Raw genomic sequence first — 16,033 nt, forward strand, 5'->3', positions numbered from 1 at the left:
GCCCTCCATAGCTGAGCCAATATGGTTTCTAGTCAAAAACAGGTTTCATAAAGCTGCGCTCAAAGCTGATAATACATCGTGTTTTCTCTGCATGTTCGAATGCTTTCAAACAGTCTTTATCTGTTGTGATCTGTAGTCTGTACTCTTCATAAGCCGCCAGACTTGGGAAGCTGAAAAGAGCGTAGGCTATATTATTGGCACCCTCATGGGGCAGGAAGTAACCGTGGTGATTTCCACCGAATTTATTGACCAGCGGAATCCACATCCTGGCATATTGCTCAAATGCTTCAACCTGGTACGGATCGATAAGGTATTTCAAATAGCAGGTGATCATTTCTTTTACCCTGAAGTTTTTGATCTATTATTCTTTCTCCGTTCACCCGTTTTTCATTCTGGCCACAAACTCGACACTGGTAGTGATTGCATCAACTGTCAGTTGTTCGCAGAGGTGAGGCGGGTCATCCGCCTGAAAGCCGCCGGGGCGAAGGATCTCGCATCGCAAACTAGTGAACTTTTCTTCAAACTCCCTGGCAAAGTCGTAGCACTGTTCGGCAATCAGTGGATCGGGCAGGTTATGGCGGCGGCCATAAATGCCGATGAACAGTAAGGCTCCTTCCACCAGCCCGCACTGGGCACCATAGTTACCGGCGCCATGCATGCCCACGGCAGAGTCAATGACCTGTGCTGAAAGCTCGACACGGTAAATCTCAGACAAGATTTTCAGGTTCGTGGCGGCACAGTTGAGGGCCTCGGTATGGTAATACTGTCTAACGCGTTTTTTGATCAGTTCATCCTGTTGCATTGGCACATTCCCTTAATATTGTTCGTATTAAATGTGATAATTTCTCTAAAAAAAAATTTTCCCCTTTGGACATGCAAATGATACTTGAGATGAGTTGAAGTAGCTCATTGGAGTTTTGAATGGGGAGCTTCGGATAACTTGATCAGATCAAAAAGAGAAAAATCGATTATATTTGTGTGAAATTGAAAGGCAGAAGTGGCAGATGCGGTCGCTTGAGCTGTGCTACCTTATGTTCAAAATCAACCCTCATATTTTATGGAACTCTATCAGCTGAAAACATTCGTAATGGTGGCCGGGGAGGAGCATTTGACCAGGGCTGCGCGGCGTCTTCATGCAAGTCAGCCAACAGTGAGCGGGCATATAAAAGCGCTTGAGGATGAACTCGGGGTGAATCTGTTTCTCAGAACTCCGAAAGGGATGATCCTCACCCAGGATGGCCGGGCGTTGCAGGCTCATGCCGAGCAGGTGCTCGAGGCGGCTACCGGTATGGCCAGAGCAGCCGAACTGATGCGCGGCAGTGTCCGGGGAGATCTCAGAATCGGTATAAACACTGAGCCCGAATCTCTTTATATTCCGGAATTATTTGATGAAATGGCCAGGAACCACTCACAGGTTACTATGCATATCCTGCAGGCGATGTCCGCCGAGGTTCCTGAGCGGCTGGAAAAAGGTGTTCTGGATTGCGCCTTTGTCTATGGGCCGGTTGTTTCAGACAGGTTGTTTGCGGTTGAGCTGGCGAGGTTTCGGGTGGTGGTGGCGGGCCCGGGTCGGTGGCGGGAGAAGATGTTGAAGAGTGGGGCGGCCGGGCTTGGTGAACTGCCCTGGATAATGACTCCGGATGATTGTCCGTTTCACCAGCTGGCTGAAAACTTCTTCAAAACAAATAATATACAACCACAGCAAGTCGCCCTGGTGGATAAGGAGACCGTTATCCGCACCATGATACAGGCGGGGGCTGGACTGTCCATGATGCTGGAGCGTGATCTTCTTCAAAGGGCGTCGGCCGAAGACGAGGCGTCGGGCTTGACCGTCTGGGCAGAGCAGGAGATGTATCTGCCACTTTCAATCGTTTGTCTTCAAAGCAGAAAAGCTGAAGTGCTCCAGCAGACACTTTTCGCCACCATGACAAGAATATTTCATGAAAGATCCTGAATGTTCCTGAAGGAAAAAGATGATGGAGTTCGATAGCCTCCCGGCCGGCAGAAGTTGATATGCGTTACCTGTGGGCACGAAGCTCTGCAGCTGCAGGGCTTCGCGCACCGTTATTGTACCAATGGCAGTTGGATGGTGAACACTACGCCCGTACGACCATCCGTCAGGTTATTCACACTGATCGTTCCTCCGTGATGCACCGTAATTGTGCGGGCTACATAGAGGCCAAGTCCCAGATGTGGCTTGGTATCGCTCTTGGCCCGGCGTGATACCATGGTGTTAAAGATCTGACCCCGCATCTCTTCGGCTATGGTGGGTCCTTGATTGGCAACGGTGAGAATGACCTCTTTTTCGCTGATACTCAGGCCCAACCCGATCTCAATTGCCGTTCCCTCGGCGTGAAAGCTCACCCCGTTTTCGATGAGTTTGTCGAGGAGCTGCCTGATATGCCCCGGGTCACCGAGCACCATAATATCCTGGCCATGATGCTGGTAGATAAATTCAGTCTCAGGAAAAGCCGGTCGCCAGCTGTGCTCAAGCCAGACCTGCATCCCCTGATGGAGGTTGAATACCTCGTGGGTATCGCGATTGAGCGCTTCCTGCAGGCTGGTGGCATCACGAATGGCACCGAGCAGCTGCTCCAGCCGCATTACGTCACTTAGGGCCCATTCCAGGTAATTACGTATCCTCTCCGGCGGGTTTTCGATTTCACCACTGATGTTTTTCAAAGAAGCCGAGATACCGGCAAGTGGCGTGCGCATCTCGTGCTCAAGGTTATCGGCCATGGTTTCCCGGTAGTCGCTCTGCTCTTTGAGCTGGTGGAGCATTGAGTTGAGGGTACGGGAGAGATCACCTATTTCATCACGGGCACGGCTTGGCTGGAGAGTGTTGTTGATCTGCCCGGTATCGGTAATGGCACCGGCCGCCTGGTTTCTAAGAAGCCTGATTCTGGAAGAGAGCCGCGAGGCGAAAAAGAGCAGGCCGAATCCGCCGATACAAAATGCCAGAATGGAAAAGCTGAGCGACTCCTCGATGACTTTGTTCTGGAGCGCCAGGATGGAGTTTGTGGTTTGTTCCACCACGACCGCACCGACTATTTTCCGGTCTTCGGTGAGTGGTGCAATGGCAGCCATTATTTCAACCTGACCTTCGGCGATCCGGTATCTGCTGATGCTCTCTTTTCCCTGCAGTGCCTCTTTTACCCCGCTGATATCGAGAGTGGTAGGCATTGCCACCGGTGTCTTGAATTCGTCGGTGAATGGGGTGGTAAAGAGTTTATAGAGTGGCTCGAGTACGGCGAAGATACCATCACTCACCCTGCCTATCAGGTTGCTGTTTTTAATGTCGGGTTGTTCAGCTTCAGGGTTGAGGTTGCCGTGACTGGCACGTACCCGCTGGTTGCTATCCACGATAAGGATGCGCGATTGAGGGCGGTCGAGGGAGCTCAGGATTGATTCAATGGTTTTCGAGGGAGAGAGAAGCCAACCGAGCTTTTCTGGGCTCTCCGGGTTTGCGGTACCGATCAGGGTGGTTACTTCGCGGCTTACCGGATCATCCACGTCGGCGATTGCGAAGGCGAACCGGTCACCGATAAGGTCGCGGGGGATACGCAACTCTATCACGTAGCCATCAAGCGTTTCGGCCCACACACCCTGGATTCGGCGTTCGAGTTTTATCGGCAGGGAGTCGGCGGGGTTTTCCGGCATCAGGTAGCCGTTCACCCAGCCTGGTTTGGTGGTGGAAACCACATAGCGGTGAAGTTTTCCGTTTTGATCTTCAATGCCTATCTGCAAATGGTCGGCCCTGGCGATACCCAGAGAGTGCGGAGGCCTGTAGATGACCTTGTCATCGGTGACAATAAAGATGGCATAGACGTATTCGCCGCGAACGCCGAGCATATGTTTGAAGTGCAGTGAATCATAGCGATAGGGGACCGTAGAGCGAAGCAGATGCTCTTCGGCAAATGCTTCAGCCTCAAGCAGTTGAGGCATCCAGTCATCGCTCTTGCCATTGAGGCGGATGGGGTTGGTGAGCTGGAAGAGATAGAGATCGCGGCTCTGGTTCAGCGAGTGAAACAGCTCTTGATCCAGCAGGCCGGTACGACCGGCGAGAGCGGAGGCCACCGAACGCGCGGAAAAGAGCAATGTCTCCTCCCGACTTTCTACCAGATCACGGGTAATGATCTCGGAAAAGCGAAAACCGATCAGGGGAATGATGAGCAGCAATAAAGCCACTAAAGTCAGTTTGATCCGCAACGAAAAGCGCATGATGATCTCGATAATGGTGTGAAAAAGGTTCTGCAGGGACCAGCCAGAGCGTCAGATGAGCACTCTCCCGGTTTGGAAAAACGCTCAGGAAAAATAGGCTATACCTGCCAGCGATACCCCATGCCATACTCCGTGCGAATGGCATCGAAATCGCCATCGACCTCCTGGAATTTATCGCGGATGCGGCGAATATGGGCGGTAATCGCGTTGTTGGTGACAACCACATTGGCGGCTTCCATCAGCTGGTCATGGGACTTCACGTGCCCGGGGCGTCTGGCGAGCGACAGCAGCAACCAGTATTCGGTGAGGGTGAGGTTCAGTTGCTGATCTCTCCAGAATACCTGTTTGCGTTCTTCAACGATGCGCAGTTCGCCGGTCTGCACCACAGACTCCTGCACGTTCATGGTTGATTGCAGTGAGTCAACCATTTTGAAAAGAGATGAGATCCGTACCGGCAGAAAGTCGAGAGTGGTGGTGTTTTTGGTCAGATAATCCCAGGCCCCGAGCCTGAGTCCGGAAACCCTGTCCAGATCTGAATCACGGGCGGTGAGGAAGATTATGGGGATAGTGGGGGAGAGCTGGCGGAGCTGCCTGCAGAGTTCGAAGCCACCTTCCTTCTCGTCATGCAGCATTACATCGAGGATGGCCATGTCCGGGAGCTGACTGTTGAAGGCGGTTTCCGCCTCAGGTCTGCTTGCGTAGCTTACTACTTGGTAGCCTTCACGTTCCAGTGCCTGGGTATAGTTGGCCCTGAGCATATTGTCGTCTTCTACGAGTGCGATGGTTAACGCCATGAACGTCCCTCTTGTCGAAATAAAAATATGTAAAAAAAATCAATTGATCAGTTGCCCGGTGAGAACGGATTCTTGCTTTTCTAAAACGTACCATTTGACCAAGATCGAGGCGCGTATCGGATTTTTACCGGAGGCATATGAATGATATCCCGAGGATAAAAATTTGATATGCAACGCTGAGATTGGTCAAATGGTACGTTTCAGGATGGAAACTAACGAGTTTTCTACTTTTTAGCCAGATTAAGATCCATTTGTCATAATCTGTCATTTTTCCTTCTCCATATGTCACGATTGCTTCAGCTCTCTATCACTTTTTCTGTGTTCAGTGTCAGCATGAAAAATTGAAGCGGCCGACATTGGCAGCCACCCAGACCGGGAAAAAGCGCGAGCAAGGAGCAATGAAATGAAAAGAAAAGGACCGACACTGACACAAAAAGAAATTGAAAACGCGGTAACAGACCCGGGCAATCTGATGTTGCTGGTGTATACCGTATTGATTGGGCTGATCCTGCTTGGCAGTGGCTTTCTCTACGCCGGGGAGGCGCGGTCTGCCGAATCACAGGAGGGGCAGGGGAGCGAGTTCAATCTGGAGGAAATCAGCGAGGGAAAGCTCCTGGTGCCGGGGCAGGATGGCAATGTAGTCTCGGCACTGAAACTGAGCCAGAAGGTGATAATCAGTATCAGCGGTGTTGCCTCAAGGGTGACGGTGATTCAGGAGTTCGTCAACAACAGCCCTGACTGGGTGGAGGGTGTTTATGTCTTTCCATTGCCGGCGGAGAGTGCTGTTGACCATTTGAAAATGGTAATCGGAGAACGAGAGGTCGTTGGCGAAATAAAGGAGAAGGAGCAGGCCCGAAAAATCTATGAAAAAGCGAAAGGTGAGGGACGAAAGACCTCGCTTTTGTCTCAGAACAGACCAAATATCTTCACCACCCGGCTGGCCAATATCGGCCCGGGTGAGAAGATTGTGATTGAAATAGAATACCAGCAGACAGTGCAGTATCGTGACCAGACTTTCTCCATCAGGTTTCCAATGGCCATGACTCCCCGTTACATCCCCGGCAAACCTGTGAACCGGGAAGAGGCTTCAGAAATCGGTTTTTCAGAAGAAGGCTGGGCGGTCAATACAGATCAGGTGCCGGACGCTCTTGAGATCACCCCGCCAATGGTTGTGGCAGGTGTGGAAGGGCAACAGGAGTTTATCCCGACTGTTGAGCTGGAGGTAGATCTTGCAAGCGGCTTCCCTCTCTCCCGGGTGGAGAGTCTTTACCATGAGATGTACGATGTCGAGTTGGCCGAAAATCATCATATGCTCTCATTTACCGGAATCGTTTTTGCTGATCATGACTTTGTGCTCGAGTGGCAACCGGCAAAAGCCGCGGATGCGACTGCAGCGCTGTTGACAGAAAGGCCGGAGGGTGATGAGAACAGCTTTATGCTGTTGATGCTGATGCCGCCCGAAAACCTGAAATCAGCCGGTGAGACCAGACATGTTCCACGTGAAGCGGTCTATATCCTTGATGTTTCGGGGTCGATGTCCGGGCCTCCAATCCGCCAGGCTAAAGTGGCACTCGCCAGGGCCCTGGATAAGCTGCAACCCAAAGACCGCTTTAACATCATCAGCTTTAACAATACGGCCAGAAAGCTTTTCACTGATTCAGTGGCAGCAAACTCCGGTAATATCACCATTGCCAAAGAGTACCTGAACACTCTGCGGGCCGATGGCGGCACCGAGATGAAACTTGCCCTGGAAATGGCATTGAACGTTGGCGATTCGGCTGGCAGGGGAGATCGGGTTCGCCAGGTGATCTTTATGACAGATGGAGCCATCGGCAATGAGTCTGAACTGTTTGCGCTGATCAATTCAGAGCTGGGTAGGTCGCGTCTTTTCACGGTGGGCATCGGTTCAGCACCGAACAGCCACTTCATGACCCGGGCGGCTAAAATCGGGCGCGGGAGCTACACCTATATCGGCAATCTCGGTGAGGTCGGCCAGCGCATCGACGAGTTGTTCATAAGGCTTGAAAACCCGGTATTAACCAATATCACCATAGAACCACTGGATGAAAAAGGTAATTCCGTTGAAGCAGTTGAGTTTCTGAGTTACCCGCATCCAGTGCCGGATCTCTACCTTGGTGAACCGCTGCAGGTGGCGATGCGTATGGATAGTGACTGGAAAAAGATACGGGTTTCCGGAACCCGGCTTGGAGAACGGTGGCAGTATGTGATCGATGTGAGCAGGGGGGCAGGCAGGGCAGGAATTGCTACCCTCTGGGCCAGAAAGAAGATCGCCGACGAGATGGAATCGCTTGCGCTGGGAAAAGATGAAAATGAGGTCAGGCAGGCAATTCTCGAAACAGCTCTCGAGCACCATCTGGTCTCAAAGTACACCAGCCTGGTGGCAGTGGATAAAGAGATCTCACGCCCCCGGCATGAGGTGCTGAAAAAAGAAGCTGTACCAACTCCGGCACCGAAAACCTTTCAATTCGCCGGTAACCAGTATGGTGACGCTGTTTTTGCGGGAAGTGCAAAAACAGGGACTGCTTCAAACCTGCACCTGCTGGTTGGTTTCCTGTTGATGCTGATTGCCGCGGGAGTGCACATCATTCGGAGGAGGATATGGGTAAAATGATTCTGCAGGTTACAACCTATCTGCTCCTGGTGGGCGGAGGTTTATTGATATGCGATGGGATGTGGCTGAGAGCCAAGGCACTGCTTGCCCAGAAGATGTTACAGCATGCCTGGGAAGAAACAGTACGTACCGGGGTTGCCGTGAAACCGTGGCCCTGGGCGGACAGCTGGCCAGTGGCGCGGCTCAAGGTCGAGCGGCTGGGAGTCGATCACATCGTTCTGGAGGGAGACAGTGGCGAAGTGCTGGCTTTTGGCCCCGGCCGGCTCACTGCCAGCAGTTTGCCGGGGAGCGGGGGCAATTGTATTTTATCAGGTCACCGGGATACCAGCTTCGCGTTCCTGCAGGAGCTGAAAGAAGGCGATGTGGTGGTAATGGACTCAATGAGGGGTGAGCAGTACCGCTTCGAGGTTCTGTCGGCAAGGGTTGAAGAGGCGGTTGGTTTGTATCTGGAGAGACCGGAGGAGCCGTGGCTGACCATGATTACCTGCTACCCGTTCGATGCCATTGAGCCGGGAACCAACCAGCGTTATGTGGTTTTCGCCCGGCTGATAAAGAGTGAACCTGCTGAATTACCTGCAAAAACAGCAATGCAGCCCGATGCGTACCCGGCAATGAAGGCGGCGGCGTTTCATTTGGCATAGTGCGGGGAAAAATGAAACAAACCTTGATCCGGGCCAGAAGGTATATGAGAAAAAGAGAGTAGCTGATATGTTTGAGTCAATAACTCGAACAATCACTCTTCGCTTTCAAGGTAGGAGTGATAGGGCGACAGGTAAATTTTGAGACAGGTGATAGATAAAGACCTTTAATTGTAATCGTCGCTTTATGGCTCTGCGCAACCCTCCTGTCACCTAACTCCTTACTCTAACCGGGAGACTCAGCATGTCCCTGCTATTAATACTCGCCTGTGCCATATTTCTGGTGCAGCTGTTCACCTTCGTCCACATCACACTGGGGCTGAGGACAATGGAACAGCTGCACCGGATGGTTCTGTTAAAAAATTACAACTCTTTATCGGCTCCAAAGGTTTCGGTTATTGTGCCGGCATGTAATGAGGCTGAAACGATCAGGCCGGCCTTGAAACGCTTGCTGGCCCAGCAATATCAAAACCTCGAGATTATCGTGGTTAATGATCGCTCAACCGACAGGACCTCTGAAATTGTAAGGGAAATTCAAAAGGAGTGCAGGCGTGACTTCGAGCTGTTGGAGATAACGGAACTTCCGGATGGCTGGCTGGGTAAGGCCAATGCGTTGCAGGTCGGTGCAGAAAAGGCCAGTGGGGAGATACTGCTGTTCACAGATGCCGATGTTGAAATGGAGCCGACAACCATCGCCAGGGCCGTGCAGGTGCTGGAGTCCCGTAAGATTGATCATCTGAGTTTAATTTTCCAGCATATTGGCGGCAATTGGCTGCTCAACGCCTTGATTCTCGATTCGGCCTGCGGCCTGCTGGCGATGTTCAAGCCGTGGAAAGCAGGTGATAGGTCGAGCAGCTTTGGCTTTGGAGTGGGGGCGTTCAATATGGTACGTTCCACCGCCTACCGCGCTGTGGGCGGGCATAGCCGGATACGCATGCAGCCGATTGATGATCTCATGCTCGGCAAGGAGTTGAAAGCGAATGGTTTCAGGCAACTTTGTATGCTTGGCCGGCAACAGGTCATGGTTTGCTGGTACCCTTCGGTAAAGGCTATGGTCGATGGTTTAATGAAGAATGTCTTTTCTGTACTCCACTATCGGGCCTGGCTGGCTGTAGTTGTTGCGGTCCTGATCTTCGTTGGCACTCTATTGCCTGTTGCGGCCATTTTCTTTACTTCCGGAGTGGTGCAACTGGTTTTCACGGCTGCCGTCCTCACCCGTATTATCGGGCTGCTTGTTACAGCGGGAATGTATAACATGGGGCCGGGAGTCGCCCTTGGTGGTCTGATTTCACCGTTTCTGAGTATCTATATTGTCCTCAGAGCCATGGTGCTGGTAACCAGGGACTCCGGGATTTATTGGCGAAACAGTTATTATCCCCTGGATGAATTGAAAAAAAGCAAACCCGTTATTTTCTAATTGGGTCACCGGTTTCTGCGGCCATCTAATTGTCCGAATATATGACAGTTGTCTATTCTGTCCTTGAAAAAACAGCTGATCGTGGTAGACAGGGCGCTTGTGAATTCACAGTATATATTTTGAAATAGCCTGTAATAACCTCGATAAAATCGTGGCATGATATCCATGGAGGACGTATGCCGGAAACTGGAATTAAAGATGTACTTGTCTCAGAAGAGCAGATTCAGGAAATCGTGCAGCGTCTTGGCGCTGAAGTTACTGAGCGTTATAAAGATTCAGAGCGTGAGCTGGTTGTAGTGGGCCTGCTTCGTGGCTCGTTTATTTTCATGGCGGACCTGGTTCGTCATGTCAAGTTGCCGCTGGTGGTGGACTTCCTGACGGTGTCCAGTTATGGCGATGGAACGGTGTCCAGTGGTGATGTGAAGATCATAATGGACCTTGATACGTCCATTGAGAATCGTGATGTGCTGCTGGTGGAAGATATTGTCGATACTGGCAACACCTTCAGCAAAGTCATTCGCATGCTGGAGAACCGCAAGCCGCGCTCTCTCTCAATCTGCACCTTCCTGAGCAAGCCAGAGTGCAGAAAGGTGGAGGTGGATATCGACTTTTGCGGCATGGATATCCCCAATGAGTTCGTTGTTGGTTATGGGCTCGATTATGCCCAGAAATACCGAAACCTTCCCTATGTCGGCATCATGGGTGAATAACAACCCGGACGGACGGTCTCGAAAAAAAGCAAAAAGCCCGGTGCATTTTATAATGCACCGGGCTTTTTTGTTTTCTATTTTGACCCAATGTTCATGAAAAATCCGGGTCAGCCGAATATCTCGATCAGCACACTACTGAGCCACGGGAAATAGGTGATGATCACCAGGGTTATCAGCAACAGCCCCAGGAAAGGCATGGTCGAGCGGTACAGTTCGACGATGGGTTTATCGAAGCGGTACGAGGCGAGGAAAAGATTCAGGCCGACAGGTGGAGTGCAGTAGCCGATCTGCAGGTTGGTGAGAAAGATAATGCCCAGATGGATCGGGTCTATACCATATGCTTCGGCGATGGGCAGAATCAGCGGCACCACCAGTACCAGTGCCGAGAAGATATCGAGCATTGCCCCCACAATCAGCAGGAACACATTGAGCAGCAGCAGGAAGGTATATTTACTGTCTATGTAACCGCTTATGAATTCGAAAATTCTATTCGGGACCTCCTGGTCTATCAGGTAGTTGGTGGAGGCCATGGAGGCGGCGAGAATAACCAGGATGCCGCCAAACAGCACCATCGACTTTGCCATGATGCGCGGCAACTCTTTGACGACGATATCACGGTAAATGAGCACCTCCACAATCAGCACGTAAAGGCAGGTGACCGCTGCAGCTTCACTGGCGACAAAGAATCCGCCGTAAATTCCACCGAGAATTATAAAGGGCAGGGGCAGTTCCCAGGCGGCGGTGCGCAGCACATGCAGCGCCTCTTTACGGGAGAAACTCTGGCTCTTGTTGTGCTTTGGTCCCTTGTAGACCGAGTAGGTCATGAGCAGAACCAGCATGAGCAGGCCGGGGAGAATGCCGGCCAGAAAGAGATGATCGATCCGGGTCTCTGACACCACGCCATAGATGATAATAGGCAGGCTCGGTGGAAAGAGCAGGCCAAGACTGCCTGACGACGTGATGAGGCCCATGGAGAAGCGCTCGTTATAGCCATCCTTTACCAGGGCAGGCAGCAGTAAGCCGCCAAGTGCGAAGATTGTTACGCCGGAAGCACCTGTAAAAGCGGTAAAAATCGCACAGACAGCGAGCGAGACAACCGCAAGACCGCCGGGCAGCCAGCCCAGAAATACGCGGGACAGCATCAGGATGCGTTCCGGGGCACGGCTCTCGGAGAGCAGGGTGCCGGCGAAAATAAACAGGGGCAGGGAGAGCAGCAGTGGTGTCTCCGCCAGCCGTGACATTTCGATCACCACCACTGAAAGGTCGATATCGACGCTGTGAAAGGAGATGAGGGCCAGAGCCGAGATAACGAGGAACAGTGGTGCACCGAGAATGGCGAGCGAAAACGAGATGATCTTGAGTGCGTTCATTGAGTAAGCTGCTCCCTATAGTCGTGGTTGATCTGCTTTACTCAGGTTCGATACCTTCCCAGGTCGAAACAAGGCAGCCACGGATGAGCAGAAGAGCAGGGTATATCGAAGGCAGATTAAGCCGAATGCCAGAGGGAAGATTACGTTCAAGTACCAGCTTGGCAGTCCGAAAAGTGAAGGACTGCCGTATTCGATCTCGCTTTGGATGAAAAGAAAGGCTGCCCAGGTAAGAAAACCGGATGTGACAGCACAAAAGAGATTGCAGAGCACCTTGACCAACGGTTGCAGCTTGAGTGGCACGATATGCTCTGCCAGGTCTATAGCGATATGTTCTCCCCGGGAGGTCGCCAGGACAGCACCCAGCAGGCCGCTCCAGAGGACCAGGTAACGCAATAGCGGGTCGGCCCAGACAAGACCGCTGGAAAACACAGAGCGCAGGAGTATCTGCAGGCAGGCCAGCAGAATCATTGAAGAGAGTAAAAGGCAGAGTACGAGTTCCTCGAAATGATGCGTATATTTGAGAAATCGACTCTGCCTTTCGGGCTGGGATGCCTGTGGATCGGGTTCAGTGGGGGTCACGATTGATTTCTTATTGGTTCGCCCTGTAGTCAGACAGCACTTTCAGGGTCTTCTGGTAAATTCTGTCTGAAAAGGAGTTATCTTTCAGCTGGTCGATGATCAGGTTGTGCTGGTTCTTGAGGCTTTGCAAGGTTTCAGGCTCGACCTCGACAAATTTCACACCCCTGGAGCTCATCACTGAGCGTGAATCTGAGTTGGATTTCCTGGTCGCGTCAATCAGGTCGGAAAAATGCCTGTCGGCGGATTCCTGGATTATGTTCTGATACTCTTTGGGTAATGTATCGAATTTTTTCTTATCAAGCAGAAAACAGCCATAGGCGTAGGCGAACGGTGCATCAGTCACATATCTGGCCTTGGTAAACCACTGCAACACGATTGAGCCGTACAGGGAGTTATAGACGGTGTCGATAAGGCCTGTCTGCAGCGAGGAAAGCACGTCTGGAATAGTCAGTTGGACCGGGGTAATATCAAGGCTGTTCAGAAAAGCAGAAGCAAGCGGGTCACCTGAAGGAATCCAGCTGGTCGACTGCTGGAGTTCGCTGACCGTGGTAATAGGTTTGGTGGACATGGTATAGATAAAGCCCACTTCGGTCATGGCGATGAGCTCAAGCCCTTTCTTTTCAAACTCCTCCCTGAAGTCCGGCATCAGGCTGGTGCGGACGGCGTCCGTCTCTGCATAGGAGTTGAACAGGAACGGTACCGACATAACGGTAAAGTCAGGCACCACCGATGCCATGCCGGTCATGGTGAAGCCGCCGCCTTGCAGCTGGCCGACGCGCATTTTGCGGTACATGGCCATATCGTCGCCCATGACACCACCGGGATAGACCCGAAATCCCACCTCACCGCCGGTCTTCTCGCTCACTTCTTTGGTAAAATCCTCAAACTTGGTTACCCAGATTGATCCATCCGGGGCGAGGCTGGCAATTTTAAAGAGGTGTTTGGCTTTTGCCTGGGCATGGTCAACTGTAAGGCCAAACCCTATCAATATAGTGAAACATACAACTGTGAGCAGTCTCATGTAATTCTCCGGTCAAATAACTATTTAAAACTACGATGTTTTGGTTCTATTCAGCAAAGAAATCCTCGTCAAGGAGTCTTCTTGCCTTTTTCTTGGCAATCTGGTTGCTGAGCGCATATTCCGGCGCTTCGTCCAGGGGGAAATCCAGTACCTCCTGGAGCAGCCGGTCATGCAGGATCTGGTTGAAACTCTGGCGGGCGTATGTCTCAGCGTAGGTGGTCTGGGTCAGCAGGAACCTGCGGTCACCAATTTGCAGAGCCCGCTCGAAGTGTCTTCTGCTCTTTTTGGGGTCTCCTCCAAACATTTCGGGTTTGGTCGCATCATATGCACCAAAAAAAACATGAACCGCGCCTGACTGGTACTCGTCGTCCAGTTCCAGCAAACGTTCCATCAGCTTCTCAACAGTGACCAGATCGGCCATCGAGGCTGGAGATCCCTGCTGGGTCTGAATCCAGCTCAACCAGGCCATCGTTCCCCAGAACAGGTCAGGTACTCTTGACTCTCCGAGCCGGTCGAGCTTTTGGTCGAAGGTGTCAGGATCAGTACCCGGTTCCATTGGGAGCAGCTCTGCGAGCAGGCGAGTGCCGTACTGTCGAGCCTTTTCGGCAACAGTGTCAAGCCGTTCCCCGGAGATTGCGCATTCGGGAATAGCGGAGAGATAACCGATGTATGCCTGGGAGCCGACCCGCAGCAGGTCTTTGTTTGCGGGCTTGGAGGTGATCATTGAATCGATCATCAACAGGTATGCCGCCGAACCTTCACAGACCAGGTCGAGATCGGTTTGATACTGCATGTTGTCCACTGTTGGTTCAATCAAGGTGTTGGTTACAAGCTTGGCGCAGGAACTGAGCATGGGAAAGGTGATGAGTAATCCCAGCATTATAGTCCTGGTGAACGCGCGGCTTGGATTGAGCGGAGTTTTCATTATTGTTTTGGGATGGTGGTTTGTGAGTGTGGACCATTGAACTGCAGAAGGCCAGAAAGATGGTTTGATAAATAAATGTGGATTTCCATATGGAAGTGGGGTTTTTGTCTCATTTGCAGACTTGTTTATCTATCTGAAAAGATCCAATCTGTATATCATCTTTTCCAAAATATTCGTAGATATATACGCCGCCATAGAGCAGAGTTGCTTTAATTTGCTCGTTATTGCAGGCATTTTCTTTCACAGCGGGTATCAGTTCTGACGCGATTATGTCGGGGTCTACCTCTTTTGATGCAAACTCAGTAAGCGTATAGCGGTACGTAATTCGGGCCCCTGGGCCTACTGTGGCGCCGTCCAGTCGGGTGTATTCATCTACAGTGAGAGGCGCGATCTCATTAATACTGGTAGCGGTGACTGTAAACCCTTCGATAAGCTGAGCCTCTATCATTTCCGGAGAAAGCGTATGCTTACTCAGCCCCGGTTCGTGTCGCAGACTTCTCCAGAGACTTCCGGAAATTATGGCAGCGAATAGCAGTGTGGTCAGTATGAGAGCTTTTTTCATAAAAGTCTCCGGGGCATCCAATGGCTGCGGTAGCCCTGGAGCAGGGCAGGCCGGCACATTGATACAGTAAGTCTAACAACCAGCAATAACGGCTGTCAAACTTTCTGTGAGAACAAACAGAATATTAATGGTATCGAGCTATTGCGTGCGTTTTTGCTGAAGAAAGCGTCTTGGATGGAGAGTGAGTGCAGGGCTATATTGGGAGGGATTGAGTGTCGGGGTCGAGGTAGAGCTTGCTCATGGCAGCGATTTCACCAGCAACCTTTTCTTTGAGCATGGTTGGCGAGATGACCCGGGCCATTGGTCCGTATTGCAGTATTTTCATTGTAATTTCACGATAATCGCTTATGGGAAGCTGGAGTAAAATTCCACCTTCGATATTTTCTATCTGCTGACTGTCATGCCAGTGCTGGTGTCTGATAAGGTCTGCGGCCGTGCCGGTAAAGTGGATAACGGCGTTTTCTGTTGCTTCGCCTTTGAATATGCCAAATGACGGCAACAGATAGTTTTTATCAAGATCTTCAATTACGGAGATCGCCTCGCTGGTCAGTGCAGCAGTGGTGATACGTGCAACATGAAACATGCGAAGTTCCTGGCGCATGCGACAGAAGGCCAGCAGGTACCATCGCCCCTGGTAATTGCAGAGACGCTGTGGTTCGACACATCGCTTCGAGACTGCTCCGGATGCTCCGGCACCGGCATAGCTGACGTGTATGGCTTTACGGTTCACAACTGCCTCGATAATGGCAGAGAACACCTTGGTATCAATTGATTCCACCTCTATCCACTCGCAGTAAAGAGACTGCAGCAGAGTCGCGTGATCGGTGGAAAGCATGGATGACAGTTTACTCTGCAACTGCTGCACTTCTTCAAGTTCGCTCAGGCCCGCTTCTTCAGCAAACTTGTTGAGTATGCCAAGCATCAGGGTGATCTTGGGGCTCTGGCCGAAGGGCAGGGCGAAACCTTCTTCTGTGTAGTAAAAGCCGTTTCTGGCCTGGTCGAAGGCGAGCGGTGCGAGCAGTCTGTCTCTCAGGTAATTGATGTCTCTTTTTGCGGTTGCCCGGGAGATTTCAAACTGTTCGACGAGGGTGGTGGTGTTGGGATACGCCCCTCGAAGAATATCCTGATGAAAAGAGTAGACACGTTCGAGAAGGCTCATAAGAC

At 51.5% G+C, this 16,033-nt stretch carries 15 protein-coding genes; 5 read left to right on the forward strand and 10 right to left on the reverse strand.

Annotated elements, in window-relative coordinates; genetic code table 11:
* Positions 1-28: 28 nt before the first annotated feature.
* Both FCL45_RS03255 and FCL45_RS03260 read right to left on the reverse strand, forming a co-directional pair.
* Entirely contained in the window at positions 29-334 is a 306-nt protein-coding gene (locus tag FCL45_RS03255; protein ID WP_136796072.1) for an NIPSNAP family protein, read from the reverse strand.
* Between the two features lie 42 nt (positions 335-376).
* A complete protein-coding gene (locus tag FCL45_RS03260) occupies positions 377-802 on the reverse strand; it encodes a C-GCAxxG-C-C family protein (protein WP_136796071.1) in 426 nt (141 codons plus the stop codon).
* Between the two features lie 255 nt (positions 803-1,057).
* Between FCL45_RS03260 and FCL45_RS03265 the strand changes: the two genes are divergently transcribed.
* Positions 1,058-1,954: a LysR family transcriptional regulator gene (locus FCL45_RS03265; RefSeq protein WP_136796070.1), complete on the forward strand. Its 897-nt coding sequence runs from the start codon at positions 1,058-1,060 to the stop codon at positions 1,952-1,954.
* A gap of 110 nt (positions 1,955-2,064) precedes the next feature.
* Here FCL45_RS03265 and FCL45_RS03270 read toward each other — a convergent pair whose 3' ends face one another.
* Both FCL45_RS03270 and FCL45_RS03275 read right to left on the reverse strand, forming a co-directional pair.
* Positions 2,065-4,221: an ATP-binding protein gene (locus FCL45_RS03270; RefSeq protein WP_136796069.1), complete on the reverse strand. Its 2,157-nt coding sequence runs from the start codon at positions 4,219-4,221 to the stop codon at positions 2,065-2,067.
* 98 nt (positions 4,222-4,319) lie between these two features.
* Complete coding sequence (locus FCL45_RS03275; protein ID WP_136796068.1) at positions 4,320-5,015, reverse strand: response regulator; 696 nt, start codon at positions 5,013-5,015, stop codon at positions 4,320-4,322.
* Positions 5,016-5,418: 403 nt separating this feature from the next.
* Here FCL45_RS03275 and FCL45_RS03280 point away from each other — a divergent pair, with 403 nt between their 5' ends.
* The 4 genes from FCL45_RS03280 to hpt all read left to right on the forward strand — a co-directional run bounded on the left by FCL45_RS03280 (position 5,419) and on the right by hpt (position 10,412).
* Positions 5,419-7,647: a marine proteobacterial sortase target protein gene (locus FCL45_RS03280; protein ID WP_136796067.1), complete on the forward strand. Its 2,229-nt coding sequence runs from the start codon at positions 5,419-5,421 to the stop codon at positions 7,645-7,647.
* Positions 7,635-8,288, forward strand: coding sequence for a class GN sortase (locus FCL45_RS03285; protein ID WP_136796066.1), 654 nt, complete (start codon positions 7,635-7,637; stop codon positions 8,286-8,288). The genes FCL45_RS03280 and FCL45_RS03285 overlap by 13 nt, the downstream gene beginning before the upstream one ends.
* Before the next feature lie 241 nt (positions 8,289-8,529).
* Complete coding sequence (locus FCL45_RS03290; protein ID WP_136796065.1) at positions 8,530-9,702, forward strand: glycosyltransferase family 2 protein; 1,173 nt, start codon at positions 8,530-8,532, stop codon at positions 9,700-9,702.
* A 176-nt stretch (positions 9,703-9,878) separates the two neighbouring features.
* The gene (gene hpt / locus FCL45_RS03295; RefSeq protein ID WP_136796064.1) at positions 9,879-10,412 is read left to right on the forward strand and encodes a hypoxanthine phosphoribosyltransferase; all 534 of its coding nucleotides are present in this window, start codon (positions 9,879-9,881) and stop codon (positions 10,410-10,412) included.
* Between the two features lie 107 nt (positions 10,413-10,519).
* On the opposite strand, the gene FCL45_RS03300 is transcribed toward hpt, so the two are convergent.
* The 6 genes from FCL45_RS03300 to FCL45_RS03325 all read right to left on the reverse strand — a co-directional run bounded on the left by FCL45_RS03300 (position 10,520) and on the right by FCL45_RS03325 (position 16,028).
* Positions 10,520-11,782, reverse strand: coding sequence for a TRAP transporter large permease (locus FCL45_RS03300; RefSeq protein WP_136796063.1), 1,263 nt, complete (start codon positions 11,780-11,782; stop codon positions 10,520-10,522).
* Between the two features lie 15 nt (positions 11,783-11,797).
* Positions 11,798-12,361 carry a TRAP transporter small permease gene (locus FCL45_RS03305; protein ID WP_136796062.1) on the reverse strand — a complete coding sequence of 188 codons (564 nt, stop codon included), beginning with the start codon at positions 12,359-12,361 and terminating at the stop codon, positions 11,798-11,800.
* Between the two features lie 10 nt (positions 12,362-12,371).
* Positions 12,372-13,382: a TRAP transporter substrate-binding protein gene (locus FCL45_RS03310; RefSeq protein WP_136796061.1), complete on the reverse strand. Its 1,011-nt coding sequence runs from the start codon at positions 13,380-13,382 to the stop codon at positions 12,372-12,374.
* A 46-nt stretch (positions 13,383-13,428) separates the two neighbouring features.
* Complete coding sequence (locus tag FCL45_RS03315) at positions 13,429-14,307, reverse strand: TRAP transporter TatT component family protein (RefSeq protein ID WP_136796060.1); 879 nt, start codon at positions 14,305-14,307, stop codon at positions 13,429-13,431.
* A gap of 109 nt (positions 14,308-14,416) precedes the next feature.
* Positions 14,417-14,869, reverse strand: coding sequence for a hypothetical protein (locus tag FCL45_RS03320; protein ID WP_136796059.1), 453 nt, complete (start codon positions 14,867-14,869; stop codon positions 14,417-14,419).
* Between the two features lie 193 nt (positions 14,870-15,062).
* Positions 15,063-16,028, reverse strand: coding sequence for a helix-turn-helix transcriptional regulator (locus FCL45_RS03325; protein WP_136796058.1), 966 nt, complete (start codon positions 16,026-16,028; stop codon positions 15,063-15,065).
* Positions 16,029-16,033 lie beyond the last annotated feature (5 nt).

This window comes from Desulfosediminicola ganghwensis (genome assembly GCF_005116675.2).
Lineage (GTDB): Bacteria > Desulfobacterota > Desulfobulbia > Desulfobulbales > Desulfocapsaceae > Desulfopila > Desulfopila ganghwensis.

Bases quoted from the DNA above. Each gene is read 5' to 3' on its own strand.
- FCL45_RS03300 (WP_136796063.1), bottom strand. From the start codon at position 11,782: ATGAACGCACTCAAGATCATCTCGTTTTCGCTCGCCATTCTCGGTGCA.
- hpt (WP_136796064.1), top strand. From the start codon at position 9,879: ATGCCGGAAACTGGAATTAAAGATGTACTTGTCTCAGAAGAGCAGATT.
- FCL45_RS03310 (WP_136796061.1), bottom strand. From the start codon at position 13,382: ATGAGACTGCTCACAGTTGTATGTTTCACTATATTGATAGGGTTTGGC.
- FCL45_RS03265 (WP_136796070.1), top strand. From the start codon at position 1,058: ATGGAACTCTATCAGCTGAAAACATTCGTAATGGTGGCCGGGGAGGAG.
- FCL45_RS03270 (WP_136796069.1), bottom strand. From the start codon at position 4,221: ATGCGCTTTTCGTTGCGGATCAAACTGACTTTAGTGGCTTTATTGCTG.
- FCL45_RS03275 (WP_136796068.1), bottom strand. From the start codon at position 5,015: ATGGCGTTAACCATCGCACTCGTAGAAGACGACAATATGCTCAGGGCC.
- FCL45_RS03315 (WP_136796060.1), bottom strand. From the start codon at position 14,307: ATGAAAACTCCGCTCAATCCAAGCCGCGCGTTCACCAGGACTATAATG.
- FCL45_RS03290 (WP_136796065.1), top strand. From the start codon at position 8,530: ATGTCCCTGCTATTAATACTCGCCTGTGCCATATTTCTGGTGCAGCTG.
- FCL45_RS03325 (WP_136796058.1), bottom strand. From the start codon at position 16,028: ATGAGCCTTCTCGAACGTGTCTACTCTTTTCATCAGGATATTCTTCGA.
- FCL45_RS03255 (WP_136796072.1), bottom strand. From the start codon at position 334: ATGATCACCTGCTATTTGAAATACCTTATCGATCCGTACCAGGTTGAA.
- FCL45_RS03320 (WP_136796059.1), bottom strand. From the start codon at position 14,869: ATGAAAAAAGCTCTCATACTGACCACACTGCTATTCGCTGCCATAATT.
- FCL45_RS03260 (WP_136796071.1), bottom strand. From the start codon at position 802: ATGCAACAGGATGAACTGATCAAAAAACGCGTTAGACAGTATTACCAT.
- FCL45_RS03280 (WP_136796067.1), top strand. From the start codon at position 5,419: ATGAAAAGAAAAGGACCGACACTGACACAAAAAGAAATTGAAAACGCG.
- FCL45_RS03285 (WP_136796066.1), top strand. From the start codon at position 7,635: ATGGGTAAAATGATTCTGCAGGTTACAACCTATCTGCTCCTGGTGGGC.